General features: G+C 62.8%; 17 protein-coding genes and 1 other RNA gene. 4 read left to right on the forward strand and 14 right to left on the reverse strand.

The genetic code is table 11. The features are described from left to right. Positions 1-2: 2 nt before the first annotated feature. From BM275_RS02965 to rsmI, 14 genes are all read right to left on the reverse strand, one after another. Positions 3-947: a D-alanine--D-alanine ligase gene (locus tag BM275_RS02965; RefSeq protein ID WP_090519227.1), complete on the reverse strand. Its 945-nt coding sequence runs from the start codon at positions 945-947 to the stop codon at positions 3-5. Beyond that, entirely contained in the window at positions 944-2401 is a 1458-nt protein-coding gene (murC, locus tag BM275_RS02970) for a UDP-N-acetylmuramate--L-alanine ligase (protein ID WP_031297283.1), read from the reverse strand. The genes BM275_RS02965 and murC overlap by 4 nt, the downstream gene beginning before the upstream one ends. Beyond that, a complete protein-coding gene (gene murG / locus BM275_RS02975) occupies positions 2394-3464 on the reverse strand; it encodes an undecaprenyldiphospho-muramoylpentapeptide beta-N-acetylglucosaminyltransferase (RefSeq protein WP_090519228.1) in 1071 nt (356 codons plus the stop codon). Before murG ends, murC begins: the two co-directional genes overlap by 8 nt. Beyond that, positions 3454-4677, reverse strand: a complete 1224-nt coding sequence (gene ftsW / locus BM275_RS02980; protein WP_014821339.1) for a putative lipid II flippase FtsW — start codon at positions 4675-4677, stop codon at positions 3454-3456. Before ftsW ends, murG begins: the two co-directional genes overlap by 11 nt. Then, entirely contained in the window at positions 4677-6020 is a 1344-nt protein-coding gene (gene murD / locus BM275_RS02985) for a UDP-N-acetylmuramoyl-L-alanine--D-glutamate ligase (protein WP_090519229.1), read from the reverse strand. Before murD ends, ftsW begins: the two co-directional genes overlap by 1 nt. Before the next feature lie 6 nt (positions 6021-6026). After that, positions 6027-7109, reverse strand: a complete 1083-nt coding sequence (gene mraY / locus BM275_RS02990; RefSeq protein ID WP_023444292.1) for a phospho-N-acetylmuramoyl-pentapeptide-transferase — start codon at positions 7107-7109, stop codon at positions 6027-6029. Beyond that, a complete protein-coding gene (locus BM275_RS02995; protein WP_090519230.1) occupies positions 7109-8485 on the reverse strand; it encodes a UDP-N-acetylmuramoyl-tripeptide--D-alanyl-D-alanine ligase in 1377 nt (458 codons plus the stop codon). Before BM275_RS02995 ends, mraY begins: the two co-directional genes overlap by 1 nt. Next, positions 8478-9941, reverse strand: a complete 1464-nt coding sequence (locus BM275_RS03000; protein ID WP_090519231.1) for a UDP-N-acetylmuramoyl-L-alanyl-D-glutamate--2,6-diaminopimelate ligase — start codon at positions 9939-9941, stop codon at positions 8478-8480. Before BM275_RS03000 ends, BM275_RS02995 begins: the two co-directional genes overlap by 8 nt. Next, the gene (locus BM275_RS03005) at positions 9941-11668 is read right to left on the reverse strand and encodes a peptidoglycan D,D-transpeptidase FtsI family protein (RefSeq protein ID WP_090519232.1); all 1728 of its coding nucleotides are present in this window, start codon (positions 11666-11668) and stop codon (positions 9941-9943) included. The genes BM275_RS03000 and BM275_RS03005 overlap by 1 nt, the downstream gene beginning before the upstream one ends. Beyond that, complete coding sequence (gene ftsL, locus BM275_RS03010) at positions 11665-11943, reverse strand: cell division protein FtsL (RefSeq protein ID WP_218857949.1); 279 nt, start codon at positions 11941-11943, stop codon at positions 11665-11667. The genes BM275_RS03005 and ftsL overlap by 4 nt, the downstream gene beginning before the upstream one ends. An 8-nt stretch (positions 11944-11951) precedes the next feature. After that, positions 11952-12899 (reverse strand): 16S rRNA (cytosine(1402)-N(4))-methyltransferase RsmH, encoded by a 948-nt coding sequence (gene rsmH, locus BM275_RS03015; protein WP_023444854.1) that lies wholly within the window; start codon positions 12897-12899, stop codon positions 11952-11954. Continuing rightward, positions 12896-13351 carry a division/cell wall cluster transcriptional repressor MraZ gene (mraZ, locus tag BM275_RS03020; RefSeq protein WP_003302783.1) on the reverse strand — a complete coding sequence of 152 codons (456 nt, stop codon included), beginning with the start codon at positions 13349-13351 and terminating at the stop codon, positions 12896-12898. Before mraZ ends, rsmH begins: the two co-directional genes overlap by 4 nt. Before the next feature lie 294 nt (positions 13352-13645). Beyond that, positions 13646-14004: RNase P RNA component class A (rnpB, locus tag BM275_RS03025), an RNA gene on the reverse strand. Positions 14005-14076: 72 nt separating this feature from the next. Next, a complete protein-coding gene (gene rsmI / locus BM275_RS03030) occupies positions 14077-14940 on the reverse strand; it encodes a 16S rRNA (cytidine(1402)-2'-O)-methyltransferase (RefSeq protein WP_041014820.1) in 864 nt (287 codons plus the stop codon). 124 nt (positions 14941-15064) lie between these two features. Here rsmI and BM275_RS03035 point away from each other — a divergent pair, with 124 nt between their 5' ends. The 4 genes from BM275_RS03035 to BM275_RS03050 all read left to right on the forward strand — a co-directional run bounded on the left by BM275_RS03035 (position 15065) and on the right by BM275_RS03050 (position 18507). Then, positions 15065-16867, forward strand: coding sequence for a penicillin-binding protein activator (locus BM275_RS03035; RefSeq protein WP_090519233.1), 1803 nt, complete (start codon positions 15065-15067; stop codon positions 16865-16867). Next, positions 16867-17229, forward strand: a complete 363-nt coding sequence (locus BM275_RS03040; protein WP_014821349.1) for a YraN family protein — start codon at positions 16867-16869, stop codon at positions 17227-17229. Before BM275_RS03035 ends, BM275_RS03040 begins: the two co-directional genes overlap by 1 nt. 109 nt (positions 17230-17338) lie before the next feature. Further along, positions 17339-17932: a phosphoheptose isomerase gene (locus BM275_RS03045; protein ID WP_013981954.1), complete on the forward strand. Its 594-nt coding sequence runs from the start codon at positions 17339-17341 to the stop codon at positions 17930-17932. Beyond that, the gene (locus BM275_RS03050) at positions 17929-18507 is read left to right on the forward strand and encodes a BON domain-containing protein (RefSeq protein ID WP_014821351.1); all 579 of its coding nucleotides are present in this window, start codon (positions 17929-17931) and stop codon (positions 18505-18507) included. Before BM275_RS03045 ends, BM275_RS03050 begins: the two co-directional genes overlap by 4 nt. Positions 18508-18530: the final 23 nt, after the last annotated feature.

Raw genomic sequence — 18530 nt, forward strand, 5'->3', positions numbered from 1 at the left:
GGCTAGCTCCCCGCCTCGAGGCTGTCATCGAGAATGCTCAGGACCAGTTGCTGGAAATCCAGACCGGCAGCACGCGCCGCCATGGGCACCAGGCTGTGATCGGTCATTCCCGGCACGGTGTTCACTTCAAGCAGCCAGAAATTGCCGTTACCGTCCTGCATCACGTCAACCCGGGCCCAGCCGCGGATACCCACCGCTTCGCAGGCACGTGCAGACAGCGTCTTCAGTTCCTGTTCGCGCACCGCGTCGAGGCCACAGGGAATGCGGTACTGGGTATCGGAAGCCAGGTACTTGGCGTCGTAGTCGTAGAAGGTGTGCGGCGTGCCCAGGCCAATCGGTGGCAGTACCTGGCCGTGCAGCACCGCCACGGTGAATTCCGGGCCTTGTATCCACTGCTCGACGAGTACTTGCGAGTCGTAGCTGCTGGCGGCACGCCAGGCTTCGATCAGCTCGGTGAGCCCACCGACCTTGGCCATGCCGATGCTAGAGCCTTCGTGGGCCGGTTTGACGATCAGCGGAAAACCCAGCGTTTCCGCTGCAGCCTTGCAATCGGCCTCCGTAGCCAGCACGGCATGCTGCGGCGTCGGCAAGCCAAGGCTCTGCCACACCTGCTTGGTGCGCAGTTTGTCCATGGCCAGGGCCGAAGCCAGAATGCCGCTGCCGGTGTAGGGGATACCGGCGCATTCCAACAGTCCCTGCATGCTGCCGTCTTCGCCACCACGACCATGCAGGACGATGAAGGCACGATCGATGCGCTCGTTGCTCAGGCGTTGCAGCAGGTCATCGCCGGCATCGATGCCGAACGCATCCACACCGGCCTCCTGCAACGCGGCGAGTACCGCCGCGCCGGATTTCAGAGACACTTCGCGTTCGGCACTCTTGCCACCGAAGAGCACGGCGACACGACCAAACGCCTTGGGGTCGCGAGTCGAATGCAGGGTCGTCATTTGGATTTCCTCGCGGCGCCATCGCCACCGAACAGCGGACTCTTGAGCAGTTGCGGCGCCAGGCCACCGATATCACCGGCTCCCTGGCAAAGCAGAATGTCGCCGGCACGCAGCAGCGGCTTGACCAACGGAGCGAGGTCGACGCCACGCTCGACGTAGATCGGGTCCAGCTGGCCGCGCTGGCGGATGCTGTGGCACAACTGGCGGCTGTCGGCGCCAGGTATCGGCTCTTCGCCGGCCGGATAGACTTCCATCAGCAGCAACACGTTGGACTCGCCGAGCACCTGCACGAAGTCGTCGTAGAGGTCGCGGGTGCGGCTGTAGCGATGGGGCTGATAGACCATGACCAGGCGCCGCTCCGGCCAGCCACCGCGGACTGCCTTGATCACTGCGGCGACTTCGCGCGGGTGATGACCGTAGTCGTCGACCAGCATCACGCTGCCGTCCTCGACCGGTAGATCGCCATAGACCTGAAAGCGGCGGCCGACGCCTGCGAACTCCGCGAGGCCCTGGACGATGGCTTCGTCGTCGATACCTTCATCGGTAGCAATGGCGATGGTGGCCAGGGCGTTCAGCACGTTGTGGTTGCCCGGCATGTTCACTGACACATCCAGCGGCTCACAGCCATCGCGCAGCACCGTGAAGAAGGTACGCATGCCTTCCTGACGGACATTGGTGGCGCGCACGTCGGCGTCTTCGCTGAAACCGTAGGTCGTGATCGGCCGGCCGATCTGCGGAATGATCTCGCGAACGAACGGGTCGTCGACGCAAAGCACTGCCAGGCCGTAGAACGGCAGGTTGTGCAGGAACTCGACGAAGGTTTTCTTCAGCTTGCCGAAGTCGCCGCCATAGGTGCTCATGTGGTCGGCATCGATATTGGTGACCACCGCGACCATCGGCTGCAGGTGCAGGAAGCTGGCATCGCTTTCGTCGGCCTCGGCGATCAGATAACGGCTGCTGCCGAGCTGCGCGTTGGTACCGGCCGCAGTGAGTCGGCCACCGATGACGAAAGTCGGATCGAGCCCGCCGGCGGCAAAAACCGAAGCCAGCAGACTGGTAGTAGTGGTCTTGCCATGGGTGCCGGCGACAGCAATACCGTGCCGGTAGCGCATCAGCTCGGCAAGCATCTCGGCACGTGGAACCACTGGAATACGCTGTTCGAGCGCCAGGGCGACTTCCGGGTTGGCCGAATTGACCGCGCTGGACACCACCAGCACGTCGGCGCCGGCAACATTGCCGGCCTGATGACCGATGAAAATCTGCGCACCGAAGCTCTGCAGCCGATCGGTACTGGCGGATTCCTTGAGGTCCGAGCCCGACACCTCGTAGCCGAGATTGAGCAGCACCTCGGCGATGCCGCACATGCCGACCCCGCCGATACCGACGAAGTGAATGCGACGAATGCGCCGCATACGGCGGACTTCGGCTTTTACCGCGGCGGGAGATTTAGCCACGGGCCACCTCCAGACAGATATCGACCACGCTGCGGGTGGCGTCGGGCCGGGCCAGACGGCGCGCGACGGCGCCCATGGCCTTGAGTTTTTCCGGCTGCATCATTACCTCGGTCAGCTGAGCGGCAAGCACGGCCGCATCAGTCTTGGCTTGCGGCAGAAGGACGGCAGCGCCCTCCTTCGCCAGATATTCGGCATTGCGTGTCTGGTGGTCGTCGATCGCATGGGGCAGCGGCACCAGAAAGGATGGCAACCCAGCGGCGGCAAGCTCGCAAACGGTGAGCGCTCCGGCACGACAGATGACCAGATCGGCCCAGGCGTAGGCCCGCGCCATGTCCTTGATGAAGGGCGCGACTTCCGCCTCGACGCCGACCTCGGCATAACGCTGCGTGGTGATATCGGCGTGCTGCTTGCCGGCCTGATGAAACACCTGCGGCCGCACTTCCGCCGGTACCTGGGCGAGCGCGGCGGGCAGCAGTTTGTTCAGCGGTTCGGCACCGAGACTGCCGCCCAGTACCAGAAGGCGCGGGCGACGATGCGCAAGGGCATCGCGGGGCGTCTCGAGGAACAGCTCCTCACGCACCGGATTGCCGGTGGTGCGACGCTTGACGCTGGCCTTGAAGGTTTCCGGGAAGGCTTCGCAGACGCGGCTGGAAAGCGGCGCGAGGCTACGATTGGCGGTCCCAGCGACGGCGTTCTGTTCGTGAATCACCAGAGGTACCCCGGCCAGCTTGGCAGCCAGTCCGCCCGGACCGGTAACGTAGCCGCCCATCCCCAGCACGCAGACCGGTTGCAGCTCGCGCACGATGCGACGCGCCTGGAACAGCGAGCGAATCAACTGCAGCGGTGCCTTGATCAGCGAAACGATGCCCTTGCCGCGCAATCCGCTGACCTGGATCAGATGCAGCGGCAGGCCAGCGGCGGGTACCAGTTCGTTCTCGATGCCGCGCGGCGTGCCGAGCCAGTGCACGGAGTAGCCGCGGGCCTGGAACTCACGAGCACAGGCGAGCGCCGGAAAAACGTGGCCACCGGTGCCGCCGGCCATGATCAGTACATTAGCGGCCATGGGCGACCTCCTTGGCCGGCGGCTCGGCGAAATCGGCCTCGTCGAACTCGGTGTCCTCGCTGCCCAGCACGGTGCGGCTTTCCCATTCGATGCGCAGCAGCAGCGCCATGCTTGCGCAGGTCACCACCAGCGAGCTGCCGCCATAACTGAGGAACGGCAGCGTCAGGCCCTTGGTTGGCAGCAGACCTACGTTTACTCCCACGTTGATCAGGAACTGTCCCAGCCAGAGGAACGCCATCCCCCAGGCCACATACGCCGCGAAGAACTGCCGGGCCTTCTCTGCCCACAGACCGATATACAGTGCGCGAACGCCGACGAAGGCGAACAGCGCGATGGTCGCCAGTGCGCCGACCATGCCCAGCTCTTCGGCCAGTACGGAGAATACGAAGTCGGTATGCGCCTCGGGCAGGTAGAACTGCTTTTGCACGCTATTACCCAGGCCGACGCCGAACCATTCCCCGCGGCCGAAGGCGATGAGCGCCTGGGTCAGCTGGTAGCCGGCGCCGTACTGATCAGCCCAGGGGTCGGTGAAAGTGATCAGGCGCTGCAGACGGTATTCCTGGGTCTGCACCAACACCACCACGGCACCCACCGCGGCGATCACCAGCAGACTGAAGCGGATCATGCCAACACCACCGAGGAATAACATCGCCACTGCGGCGCCCATCATGACCACGGTCGCACCGAAATCGGGCTCCAGCAGCAACAGGAATGCCATGGGCAGCAGGACCAGGAAGGGTTTGGCAAAGCCCCACATGCTTTCGCGAACTTCCTCTTGCCGGCGCACCAGATAGCCGGCCAGGTAGATCACCACGAAGACTTTCGCCAGCTCGGACGGCTGCACGTTGAAGGCGCCGAAACCGATCCAGCGCATCGAACCGTTCACTTCCCGGCCGATTCCCGGCAGCAGGACCAGGATCAGCAGGCCGAACGCCGCCAGCAGCAGCATCCAGTCCAGGCGTTGCCAGACCGACAGCGGTACCAGCAGCATCGCAATTCCCGCGCCGAGGCCCAGCGCCACATAAACCAGATGGCGACTCATGTGATACAGCGGATTGCCGGCATTGACCGCCGCGACTTCGGACGACGCCGAAGTGATCATCACCAGACCCAGGCCAAGCAAAGCCAGACAGCCGGCGAGCATGGGGAAGTCAAGATCCAGACCGCGGCGGCCGAACAAGGGCGAAGGAGCATGGCGCAGGAAGGCGAGCATCAGTCGAGCGCCTCCACCGCAGCGGCGAACAGGCGACCGCGCTCTTCGAAATTCTTGAACATGTCCAGACTGGCACAGGCCGGCGACAGCAATACCGCATCGCCCGCTTCGGCACACTCGGCGGCGCGCTGCACGGCTTCGCCCAGTGTTGCAACATGAACCAGGGTGGTGGCATCGGCCAGCGCGGCCGCAAGACGTTGCGCATCACGACCGAGCAGCACCACGGCACGGCAATAGCGTGCAATCGGCGCGCGCAGCGCGGAGAAGTCTGCGCCCTTGCCATCGCCACCGGCGATCAGTACCAGCTTGCCGTCGATATCCGCACCCAGGCCTTCGATCGCAGCCAGCGCGGCACCGACATTGGTGGCCTTGGAATCGTCGTAATAGCTGACGTCGCCACGCTGGCCAACCCACTGGCAGCGATGCGGCAAACCTACGAACTGGCGCAACGTCTCCAGCATCGGCTCGAACGGCAGACCCACCGCGTGCCCCAGCGCCAGCGCTGCCAGAGCATTGGACTGATTGTGCGCACCACGCATCTTCAGCTCGCGAACCGGCATCAGCGCATCGAACTGGAACGCCAGGTACTTCTCGCCTTTTTCCTCGAACAGCCCAAAGCCCTTGAAGTCCGGCTTGCCGAGGCCAAAGGTCCAGGTCGGCAGGTCATCCGCGACCAGCGGACGGCTGAGCCGGTCATCGCGATTGACCACCACCTGACGCGCGCCGCGGAAAATTCGGTGTTTGGCCTGATGATAGGCTGGCAGGCCGCTGTAGCGGTCCATATGGTCTTCGCTGATGTTCAGGCAGGTCGCCACTTCGGCATTTAGCTGCTCGGTGGTCTCCAGCTGAAAGCTGGACAGCTCCAACACATAAAGCTCGACGTCGTCTGCCAGCAGATCGAGCGCCGGCGTGCCCAGGTTGCCACCAACCGCCACGGTGCGCCCTGCCGCCACGGCCATCTCGCCGACCAGCGTGGTCACGGTGCTCTTGGCGTTGGAGCCGGTGATCGCAATGATCGGCGCCTTGGCTTCGCGGGCGAACAGCTCGATATCACCGGACAGCTTGACCCCACGCGCCGCCGCTTCCTGCAGCGCCGGCGTACTGATCGCCAGACCCGGGCTTACCAGCAGCTCGCTGGCGGTGCAGAGAAACTCGACGTCCAGCTCGCCACAGCGCACTTGCACGTCTGGATACTCGGCCTTGAGCGTCGCCAACTCCGGCGGGTTCACACGGGTATCAGCGACGGCAAACGGCAGCCCCCGACGCGCCAGATGGCGAACCAGGGACATGCCGCTCTTGCCGAGGCCGACAACGATGCGGAACTGGTCGGAAGCGATGAGCACTCTTGATTACCTCAGTTTCAGGGTGGCAAGGCCGACGAGCACCAGGATCACAGTGATGATCCAGAAGCGCACGATCACCCGGGGTTCGGGCCAGCCCTTGAGTTCGAAATGGTGATGGATCGGCGCCATGCGAAACACGCGCTTGCCAGTCAGCTTGAAGCTCGCCACCTGGATCATCACCGAGAGGGTTTCCATCACGAACACGCCGCCCATGATGAACAGCACCACTTCCTGGCGAACGATCACGGCGATGGTGCCCAGCGCCGCGCCGAGCGCCAGCGCGCCGACATCGCCCATGAAGACCTGAGCCGGATAGGTGTTGAACCAGAGAAAGCCGAGGCCGGCACCGATCAGCGCGCCGCAGAAGACGATCAGCTCGCCCGCACCCGGCACGTAAGGAATGAGCAGGTACTCGGCAAAATTCACGTTACCGGAGAGGTAGCAGAAGATGCCCAGACCGCCGCCGACCATGACCGTTGGCATGATCGCCAGACCGTCGAGGCCGTCGGTCAGGTTGACCGCGTTGCTCGAGCCGACGATGACGAAGTAGCTCAACACGACAAAACCAATCCCGAGTGGGATCTCGATGTGCTTCAGCAGCGGCAGAATCAGCGTGGTTTCGACCGGTGTCTGCGCAGTCATATAAAGGAAGACCGCGGCGCCGAGGCCAAAGACCGATTGCCAGAAATACTTCCAACGGCTTGGCAAGCCGCGGGAGTTCTTCTCGATCACCTTGCGATAGTCATCGACCCAGCCGATCGCGCCGAACAGCAAGGTCACCGCCAGCACCACCCAGACGTAGCGATTGGACAGATCGGCCCAGAGCAAGGTGCTGATGCTGATGGCGCTGAGGATCAGCGCACCACCCATGGTCGGCGTGCCGGATTTGGACAGGTGCGACTGCGGACCGTCGGTACGCACGGACTGGCCAATCTGGCGCATCTGCAACGTACGGATCAGCCAAGGGCCCATCCACAGCGACAGCACCAGAGCGGTGAGGACGCCGAGAATTCCACGCAGCGACAGGTACTGAAAGACCGCGAAGCCTTTGTGGAACTGTTGCAGATACTCGGCGAGCAGCAGCAGCATCAGTGTTTCTCCATGGATGGCCCAGCGAGCGCATCGACGACTTTGTCCATCGCCGCGCTGCGTGAGCCCTTGATCAGAATGGTGGTACCGCTGCCCTGTTCGGCTCGCAGGCTGTCGATAAGGCTGGCCTGGTCGGCGAAGTGCCGAGCGCCTGGACCGAATGCCTGAATTGCATGGGCCATCAGAGGCCCGACGGCATAAAGCGTGTCGATCTTGCCAGCGGCATAGGCGCCGACGTCGCGATGGCCCTGCTCGGCCCACTCGCCCAGCTCGCCCATATCGCCAAGCACAAGGATGGTGCTACCGGCAAAGCTGGCCAGCACGTCGATGGCGGCGCAGATCGATGCCGGATTGGCGTTGTAGCTGTCGTCGATCAGGCGCACGCCGTTGGCCAGCATTTGCGCCACGGCTCGGCCTTTGACCGGTTGCAGGCTTTCCAGCCCCGCCACCACGGCCTCGGCCTCGATACCCAGCGCATAGGCTGCCGCGGCTGCCGCCAAGGCGTTGGCCACGTTATGCCGGCCCAGCAGATTGAGCTGGGTGCGAAGATTGCCCAGCGGGCCAGTCAGCACGAAATTCGGGCAGCCACGCTGGTCGTAGGCGATCGACCCGGCGGAGAAATCCACGAGGGGGTCGTCCAGGCCGAACGATACGATGCGCTTGCCCGCAGCGCGCTCGGCCCAGATCGAATAGGCCTTGTCGTCACGGTTGAGCACGGCGGTGCCGGATGCGTTCAGGCCATCGAGAATCTCGCCCTTGGCCTCGACGATCCTGTCCGGGCCACCGAACTCCCCGACGTGGGCGGTGCCCGCATTGGTAATTACGCTGACATCCGGGCGCACCAGATCGACGGTGTAGGCAATATCGCCGGGCCGCGAAGCGCCGAGTTCGATGACGGCGCTGCGATGACTGGTGCTCAACTCCAACAGCGTCAGTGGCGCACCCAAGTCATTGTTGAGGTTGCCGCGAGTGGCCAGTACGGCGTCCTGGCCATGGGCGCTGCGTAGAATGCTGGCGAGCATTTCCTTCACGCTGGTCTTGCCGCTGGAGCCGGTGATCGCTGCGACCGGACCGTTGAATGCGGCGCGATTGAGCGCGCCGAGCTGCCCAAGCGCCAACCGGGTATCGGCAACGACCAGCTGCGGCAGGCCTGCATCTGCAACTTCACGCTCGACCAGTGCTGCAACGGCGCCTTTGGCGGCGACGTCCGCCAGATAGGCATGACCATCGAAGCGTGGCCCGGTCAGCGCGATGAACAGCTGGCCAGGTTCGATGGCCCGACTGTCTGTGCTGACGGCAGTGAAGCTGGCATCCGCTCCGACCAGGCGGCCAGACAGCGGTAGCTGCAATTCGCTCAGGCGCATCGACTCAAGCATTGGCCTTCTCCCAGACGGACAGCGCCCTGCAGGCTTCCTCGAGATCGGAGAACGGCAAGCGTTCGCCGCGAACTTCCTGATAGTCCTCGTGACCTTTGCCGGCCAGCACGACCACATCTTCCGCGCGCGCGGCCGCGATCAGACTGGCTATTGCCTGCGCGCGGCCATGGCTGAAAGTGACCGCCGCAGGATTGCTGAACCCCGAACGGATACCCTCGAGAATCTGTCCTGGCGCCTCATTGCGCGGATTGTCATCGGTGACCACGACGCCGTCGGCCAGCCGCTCCGCGACTTCAGCCATCAGCGGGCGCTTGCCGGTATCACGATCACCGCCGCAACCGAACAGACAAAGCAGCCTGCCGCGCGCGTGTGGACGCAGCGCGGTGAGGACTTTCTCCAGCGCATCGGGGGTGTGTGCGTAGTCGACCACGATCAGCGGATGGTCGCCGCCACCCAGCCGCTGCATGCGGCCGGCGGGGCCTTGCAGTTCAGGCAGCACGGCCAGGATTTCGTCCAGCGGATAGTCCATGCCAAGCAGGGCGCCGACGGCGGCCAATACATTGCTGACGTTGAAACGCCCGAGCAGCGGACTGCGCAACGAGCGCTCGCCCTGCGGCGTGATCAGCCGAGCATGAATGCCGTCGTCGTCGAGACGCGCTTCAGCGCAGAACAGGTAGGCCGTAGGGTCTTCCAGGCTGTAAGTGATCAGGCGCGACTCGCGCTCCTCGCCGGCCAGCACGCGGCCAAAGGCATCGTCGAGGTTGATTACCCGACAGCTCAGCCCGGGCACCTCGAACAGGCGCGCCTTGGCAGCACCGTAAGCATCCATGCTGCCGTGGTAATCGAGGTGGTCACGTGACAGATTGGTGAACACGGCGACATCGAAATCCAGGGCCGCGACGCGCCCCTGATCGAGACCATGCGAGGACACTTCCATCGCTACCGCGCGAGCACCCTCTTGTTTGAGGTTCGCCAGTGTCGCCTGCACGCCGATGGCGTCTGGCGTGGTATGGCGTCCCAGTTCCAGCTGTCCGTGGAATCCGGTGCCAAGCGTGCCGATGATTCCGCAGGGTTCGCCGAGCCGATCGAGCGCCTGGGCAATCAGCTGGCTGACACTGGTCTTGCCGTTGGTTCCGGTCACACCGACCACACGCAGGCTGCGGCTGGGCTCGCCGTAGAAGCGGCCGGCAATCGCCGACAGCTGTTCTGCCAGATGCAGCACCGGAACCATGACTGCGTTGTCGGTCAGTGACTGGTCGAGGCCTTCTGCCTCATAAGCGACCGCGGCCGCGCCACGGGCGACGGCATCCTGTATGTGATCGCGACCATCGAACTGCAGACCCGGTACAGCGAGGAACAGGTCTCCGCCACGAACCTTGCGACTGTCGAGTGTCAGCTCACGGATCAGCACGTCGCTGCCGGCCTGAGGCAGCAGGTGATTCAATGGCATCGGCATCAGATACGCCCTCCCTTGCCCTTTGCCGTTTCGGCGGTCTGCAGCTCGGCAGGCGGCGGCAGATTGTCCGGTGCGACGTTCATCAGCCGCAGGGCGCGCGCCATGACCTTGCCGAACACCGGCGCCGCGACCAGTCCGCCGTAGTACTGTCCTTTGCTCGGCTCGTCCACGACGATCACCGCAGCGATGCGCGGATTGGAAAGTGGCGCAACCCCGGCGAAGAACGAGCGATAGGCGTCTTTGGTGTAGCCGCCGGTGCCGGAAATCTTCTTCGCGGTACCGCTCTTGCCGCCGACGTGATAGCCCGGCACCTTGGCGCGCGCACCACCACCGCCTTCTTCCTCGACCACCGCGCGCAGCATCTGCAGAACAATTCCGGAAATCTCTTTGTCAATGACCTGCACGCCGTCCTGGGTGCGATCCAGACGCAACAGAGAGAGCGGCACGTTGCTGCCCTGGTTACCCAGCACGGCATACGCATGCGCCAACTGTACGGCGGTCACCGACAGGCCATAGCCGTAGGCAAGCGAAGCCGTCTCAGCGTCTCGCCACTTGCGATGATTGGGCAGATTGCCGACGCGCTCGCCGGGGAAACCCAGTCCGGTATCCTGGCCGAAACCGGCCTGTTGCATCACCGCGTATACCGGCTCGGCGCCGATATCCAGGGCGATCTTGCTGATGCCGACGTTGCTCGACTTCATCAGAATCCCGGTCAGCGTCAGCATGCCACCACGGGAGACATCACGAATCGTGTAGCGGCCGATACGCATCCATCCGGGCAAGGTATTGACGACCGAATCCGGCTGATATTTGCCGGTACCCAGTGCCGCCGCGATGCTGAAAGGTTTGACGGTGGAACCGGGCTCGAAGACGTCGATCATGGCGCGATTGCGCATTGCCGCGGGCTGCAGATTGCGTCGATTGTTCGGGTTATAGGTAGGCTGGTTGGCCATGGCGAGAATCTCGCCGGTCTTGACGTCGACCATCACCAGGCTGGCGGCTTTGGCACCGTATTCCTGCACGACGTTGCGCAGCTCGCTGTGCGCGAGGTACTGCAGGCGCAGATCGATCGACAATGCCATCGCCTTGCCGGCCTTGGCGTTCTTTACGACCTGAACGTCCTTGATCAACCGCCCGCGACGATCCTTGAGAACCTGACGCTTGCCTGGCACACCAGCCAGCCACTCGTCATACGCGAGTTCCATGCCCTCACGGCCACGATCATCGATATCGGTGAAGCCGACCACATGGGCAGCCACTTCGCCAGCCGGATAGAACCGACGGAATTCTTCTTGCGCATAAACGCCGGGGATCTTCAGGTCGAGGACTTCCTGCCCCTGCTCCGGGGTAAGTCCGCGCACCAGATAGATGAACTCGCGGGACGCCTGCGACCTGAGACGCTCGCTCAGCGTGGCAGCATCCTGACCCAGCGCCTTGGCCAAGTCCGGCCAACTCGACTTTGCTGCCTGCAGCTCTTTGGGATTGCCCCACAACGTGGTAACCGGCGTGCTCACCGCGAGCGGTTCACCGTTGCGATCGGTGATCAGACCACGATGCGCAGGAATCGGGATATGCCGAACGCTGCGCGCATCACCCTGCCCCTTGAGGAAGCCCTGATCCATCACCTGAAGATCGACGATACGCCAGACAATCGCACCGACCAGCAGCGCCAGCAGCGTGAGCACGATACGAAACCGCCACGGATACAGCGCACCTTGAAGGGTCATGGCTTCACCAGCCTGACGTCTGCCGCTTCGGGGATATGCATGTGCAATTGCTCGGTCGCCAGCGTCTCGATGCGGCTGTGCGCAGTCCAGGTGCTCTGCTCGAGGATCAACCGCCCCCACTCGGCCTGGGCCTTGTCACGCACGCTAAGCTCACCGTAGAGCTCGTTGAGCAACTGACGATTCCAATGCGCCGAGTAGGCAACTGCGATCGCCGACAGCAGGACACTGACGAACAGCACCAGCATCAACAGGCTGCCGCTGGGCATGGAGCGCATTACCTTGGTCACCGCAGCTTCTCCGCCACGCGCATTACCGCACTGCGCGAACGCGGGTTGCCCTTGACCTCGGCATCGGAAGCGTACTGCGGCTTGCCGAGCAGCTTGAGGCGCGGCTCGAATGCCTTCGGAATGATGGGCAGGTCGCGTGGCAGCTTGTCCGCCTCGCCCTTGGCGTGGCGGCGCATGAACTGCTTGACGATGCGGTCTTCCAGCGAATGAAAGCTGATGACCACCAGCCGGCCGCCCACTTCCAGTGCCTCCAGGGCTGCATCAAGGCCATGCTCCAGGTCGCCAAGCTCATTGTTGATGTAGATGCGCAGTCCCTGAAACGCACGAGTCGCCGGATTCTTGCCCTTCTCCCAAGCGGGGTTGGCCTCAGTCAGGACCTTGGCGAGGTCGGCGGTACGTTCGAAAGGCGCCGCTTCGCGGCGCTGCACCACCGCACGAGCCATGCGCTTGGCGAAGCGCTCTTCGCCATAATCCTTGAACACCCGGGCGATCTCATCTTCGTCGGCGTGCGCTATCCAATCGGCCGCACTGACGCCTCGGCTAGGATCCATGCGCATGTCCAGAGGACCGTCGTTAAGAAAACTGAAGCCGCGCTCGGGGTCGTCCAGCTGCGGTGACGAAACGCCCAGATCCAGCAAAACGCCACTGACGGTTCCGCTCCAGCCGCGCTGCGCCACCTCTTCGCCAAGTTCGGCAAAACTTCTCTGCACAACGACAAAGCGGCCGTCCTCGGCCGCCAGTGCTTGCCCCGTAGCGATGGCTAACGGATCCTTGTCGAATCCTAGCAATAGGCCATCAGGCCCAAGCTGCTGAAGCAGTAGCCGGCTGTGACCACCCCGCCCAAAGGTGCCATCCAGATAGCGTCCGTCCGGGCGCACGTTCAGCGCCGCGACGGCTTCGTCGAGCAACACGGTGATATGTCGCAAGCTGCTGATCTGGTTCACAGGATTAGGTCACGTAGTTCTTCCGGCAGACCGCCGGGTTGCTTGATGGCCGCCAGGTCCGCGTCAGAAACCGCGTTCCAGTCGTCCTCGTTCCATAGTTGAAACTTGTTCAGTTGCCCTACCAACATCGCGCGCTTGTCCAGCCGGGCGTACTCACGAAGACGCGGTGGCACCACGACGCGCCCACTGCCATCCATCTCTAGATCGACAGCATTACCAATCAGCAGGCGTTGCAGGCGACGGGCCTCTTCACGCAAGGAGGGCAATTCGCGGAGCTTGGCTTCGATCAGCTCCCACTCGGGCAAGGGGTAAATGCACAAACAACGGTCCACGGCGTCGATCGTGATGATCAGCTGGCCATCGCCACGGGAATTCAGCTCGTCGCGGTACCGGCTGGGCATGGCTAGCCGGCCTTTGGCGTCGAGACTGATGGCGTTAGCTCCGCGAAACACGGCTGCGCTTCCCCTGAATTAGCTATCCATGCCCATATTTACCCACTTTCTGCCACTTCCTACCACTTGTGCGCACTATAGAAACGCAGCCGCCCCACCGTCAAGGCGAGCCAGACGGGAAAAAGCCTTACGGAGCGGCAATTTAGCGACGTTGAGAGGTAATTCGAGCGGAGAATGCGAAGAGGACTGGAAGCATCTTCAGAGACAACAGCGAGTTGCTCAACAAAGTTAAAGTACTTTGTTAAGAGCAAGAATGTTTCGGAATTAAAAATGGGGTATTGCTAAGGAAGAAAGGAGGAGAGTCGATCTGTAAGCCGGGTTCTGTCGAGGACAGCCATTCCTCTACGACAGCCATCGCTGACTGCCTCTAGCAACCTACCCGGATCCAGCGCGGGCCACGCCGATGGATCCCTATTTGGTCTTGCTCCAAGTGGGGTTTACCTAGCCACGGACTGTTGCCAGCCGCGCGGTGCGCTCTTACCGCACCTTTTCACCCTTACCGGCACCGAAGTGCTTAGGCGGTTATTTTCTGTGGCACTTTCCGTAGGCTCGCGCCTCCCAGGCGTTACCTGGCACTTCGCCCTATGGAGCCCGGACTTTCCTCCCTCCCTTTTTGCGGAACAAAAAGAGACAGCGACTGTCCGATCGACTCTCCAGGCGCCAGAGTATCGCCGCAACGCTCTGCCTGCAAGCTCACCAGGCGGCACGAGGCCCAGGCCCACCTCCTATTTGCGTTCCAGCGCCGCCTGGTACAACAGATTCTTGCGCACACCGGTAATATCGGCTGCGATTGCGGCCGCCCGCTTGAGCGGCATTTCTGCCAACAGCAGATCGAGCACCCGGAGCGCCTCTGCGCTCACCGCGCTCTCGTCTAGCGGAGCATGCCAACCCTCTACAAGCACCACGCACTCGCCGCGCTGCTGATTGCTGTCGGCCTCGACCCACGCGTGCAACTCGCTCAGCGGCAGCCCTTTCAGCGTTTCGAACGTCTTGGTCAACTCTCGGCCGAGCACGGCAATTCGATCGCCACCGAACACATCTCGAAAGTCGCCAAGCGATTCCAGTATGCGGTGCGGAGCTTCGTAGAAGATCAGCGTACGCGGCTCTTCTTTCAGTGCTTCGAGCCGTGCACATCGTGCAGCTGCCTTGGCAGGCAGAAAGCCTTCGAAGATGAATCGATCCGAGGGCAACCCAGCCGCCGACAGTGCGGCGATCAGCGCACAAGCACCCGGCACCGGCACCACTGCAACCCCAGCAGCACGCGCCTGGCGCACCAGGTGATATCCCGGATCGGAAATCAACGGCGTACCCGCATCGGAGATCAGCGCGACATCCTCTCCACCTTGCAACCGCCCGATGAATCGCCCCCCCTCTTCACGCTCGTTATGCTCGTGGCAAGCTGCCAGCGGCGTCTGAATACCGAAGTGCGCGAGCAACCGAGACGAGTGACGGGTATCCTCCGCGGCTATCAGCGACACCTCTCGCAGCACCCGCAGCGCTCGGGCACTGATGTCCTCCAGATTGCCGATCGGCGTTGCGACGACATAAAGCGTCCCCATTCCGGAATTCGCACCACCGCTGGCAGTCACAAGGGCTTACCTCTGTCACGGAAATGCGCATTGTAGCCCGATTCACCGCCGCAACATCGCCGCCACTTCAGCGCTTGGGTACAATCCGCCAACACTCGCCAGTGCTTTCAGGAACGATCAAACAATGGCTTGCTTACGCCCCCTTCTACTCCTGTGCGTCGCAATCATGCTCGCAGCTTGCGCCAGCTCTCCCTCTTCGACATTGGGCGAACTGCCTCGCACACCACAGGCTTCCACCCAGCAACTGCTGGAGAAAGCCGACCAAAGCGACCCCGAACAAGCCGTGCAGCTGCGCCTGGCCGCCGCCGACCAGAGCATCCAACAGGGCAACCATGCCCAGGCTCGCAGCATTCTGGAAAAGGTTCAGCTGGATACACTGAAACCAGCGCAGCAGATCTTCGCATTGACACTGCAGGCCGAAATCGCACTAGCCGATGGCAAACCTGAACAAGCCGAGCAAGCTCTGCAGCACCCTGCGTTCGAACGCCTGGGCGAGCTACCAGTGGCGCAGCAGGTTCGTAGCCAGCTGGCGCGGGCGGAAGCGCTGGAGGCGACCGGCAAGCCCCTCGCTGCTGCGCGCGAACGGGTTTTCACTGCTCCACTCCTGAGTGGCGAGCAAGCCAGAACCAACCACGAAGCCATCTGGAAACTCATATCCGCACTTCCCGAGCAGCAACTGCAAGGCGCGGTAGATGACGATCTCGCCGGCTGGCAGTCGCTGGCGCTGTCACTGAAACGCGCCGGCACCGTTGCCCAGCAACAGCGCGCCATTGACGACTGGATTGCACAAAACCCCCAGCACCCTGCCGCAGAACAGCTCCCTGAGCCACTACAGAAACTTCGTGAGCTGGCCGATCAGCCCCTGAACAACATCGCACTGCTGCTCCCCATGGACGGCCAGCTGGCAAGCGTCGCTCGCGCCCTGCGTGACGGCTTCCTTGCGGCACACCTGCACGCGCAGCAATCCGGCCAGGCGCTGCGCATCGAGCTTTATGACAGCACCCGCATGACCTCCATCGACGAGTTCTACAGACAGGCCCAGGCTGCCGGCGTACAGCTGGTCGTGGGCCCGCTGGAAAAGGATCTGGTGCGCCAACTGGCCGAGAGGGATCAGCTGCCGATCACGACACTCGCCCTGAACTACAGTGACGCCGGCCAGAGCACCCCGCCCCAGCTGTTCCAGTTCGGCCTGGCTGCCGAGGACGAAGCCCGCGAGGTCGCCCGCCGCGCATGGGCGGACGGCCATCGCCGCGCCATCGCACTGGCTCCTCGCGGAGACTGGGGCGGGCGGATTCTGGATGCCTTCCGCCAGAGCTGGGAAGAAGCCGGCGGAACACTGGTTGCAGCCGAGCCATTGGCCGAGCCCGTGCAACTCGCCAACCAGATCGCCGATCTGCTGCAACTGCGCAATAGCGAGAGTCGTGGCGGACGGGTCAGCAGCATCACTGACGCCTCGACGAGCAACCAGCCCACTCGCCGGCAGGACGTCGACTTCCTGTTCCTGGCAGCCACTCCGCAGCAGGCCCAGCAAGTCCGACCCACCCTGATCTTCCAATATGCGGGCGACCTTCCGGTATACGCCACCTCTCACCTGCATGCGGCCAGCCACGATCGCACCCAATACCTCGACCTCGAAGGCATTCGTTTCGCAGAAACCCCTTGGCTATTGAACGACCAACTTCCATTGCGCCAGGAAGTCGAGCAGAAATGGCCGCAGGCGGGCGGCAGTTTGGGTCGACTGTACGCAATGGGTGCGGACGCCTACCTTCTCGCGCCGCGGCTGAATCAACTGCTGGCACTTCCGGATACTCAACTCGACGGCCTCTCCGGCACGCTCAGCCTGAACCCGCAGCAGCGCATCGAGCGTCAGCTTCCATGGGCCGAGTTCCGCGACGGCGAGGTCCAGCGCCTGGACAACATGCAGTAATGAGCGACAGCCAGAGCAGCGGACGCTCTGCCGAAGCACTCGCGTTGCGTCACCTGTGCGATCAGGGCCTGCGCCTGCTGACGCGCAACTGGTCCTGTCGCAGCGGCGAGCTTGATCTGGTCATGCTCGACGGCGATACAGTAGTATTCGTCGAGGTCCGCTACAGGCGCTACGCCGCCTGGGGTGGCGCCCTTGAAAGCATCGATGCGCGCAAGCAGCAGAAGCTGATCAAGGCTGCCCAGCTCTTCCTGCAGAAGGAAAGCCGATGGGCCCGGAGCCCTTGTCGCTTCGACGTCGTTGCGATCACATCAGCCGGGCAGACCGAGAATCTGAACTGGATCCGCAACGCATTTGATAGCTGAACGATTCATTACGCAGCGACTGCTGCACGATGCCGCCCAGCCCTAGCGAACCGCAAGCGCATACCGAAGCGATAGCCAGTGGCGCTTGCAACCTTTAAGGTCGAACACAATGGACATGCAAACCCGAATCCGCCAACTGTTCCAGGCCAGCATCGAAACCAAGCAGCAGGCCATGGAAGTCCTGGCCCCGAGCATCGAGCAGGCCGGCCAGGCGATGGTCAATGCCCTTCTTAGCGAAGGCAAGATTCTTACCTGTGGCAACGGCGGCTCCGCCGGCGACGCGCAGCATTTCTCCTCCGAACTGCTCAACCGGTTTGAGCGTGAGCGGCCGAGCCTTCCCGCCATCGCTCTGACCACAGACAGCTCGACGATCACCTCGATCGCCAACGATTACAGCTACAACGAAGTATTCTCCAAGCAGATCCGCGCCCTGGGTCAGCCAGGCGACGTATTGCTAGCGATCTCTACAAGCGGCAATTCCGCCAACGTGATCCAGGCCATCCAGGCAGCTCATGACCGGGAGATGCTGGTAGTGGCACTGACTGGACGGGACGGCGGCGGCATGGCGTCTCTGCTGCTGCCAGAAGACGTCGAAATCCGCGTACCAGCCAAGGTAACCGCCCGCATCCAGGAAGTGCACCTGCTGGCTATCCACTGCTTGTGCGACCTGATCGACAACCAATTGTTCGGAAGTGAGGAATGAACGTGCCCCGCCTGCCTGTTATCGCCCTAGGCCTGTGTCTGGCCGTCAGCGGCTGTAGTTCGGTACTGACCGCAACCCGCGACGATCCAATTGCCGACAACCGCGGCACCCGCACCATCGGCAGCAAGATCGACGACTCGCTGATCGAAACAAAGGCTGCGGTCAATATCGCCAAGGCCCATCCCGACCTTGATCAGGGCTCACACATAGTCGTAGCGAGCTACAACGGCGTCGTGCTGCTGGCCGGACAGACTCCGCGCGCAGAACTCAAGGAAACGGCCGAACGAGCTGCAGGCAGCGTGCAGCGCGTCAAGCGCGTCCACAATGAACTGCAGATCCTGCAGCCTTCCTCTGCACTGGCACGCAGCAACGACTCTTGGCTGACCACCAAGATCAAGACCCAGATGCTCGCAGATAACAGCGTTCCGGGCTCGCGGATCAAGGTGATCACCGAAAACGGCATTGTCTATCTGCTGGGCTTGGTTACACGCCAGGAAGGCAACCGCGCGACCAACCTCGTGCAGAGCGTCAGTGGCGTGCAGCGTATCGTAAAGCTGTTCGAATACATCGACTGACCGACTTTGGCGCCCGATAGACC

This window comes from Stutzerimonas kunmingensis (genome assembly GCF_900114065.1).
GTDB classification, from domain to species: domain Bacteria; phylum Pseudomonadota; class Gammaproteobacteria; order Pseudomonadales; family Pseudomonadaceae; genus Stutzerimonas; species Stutzerimonas kunmingensis.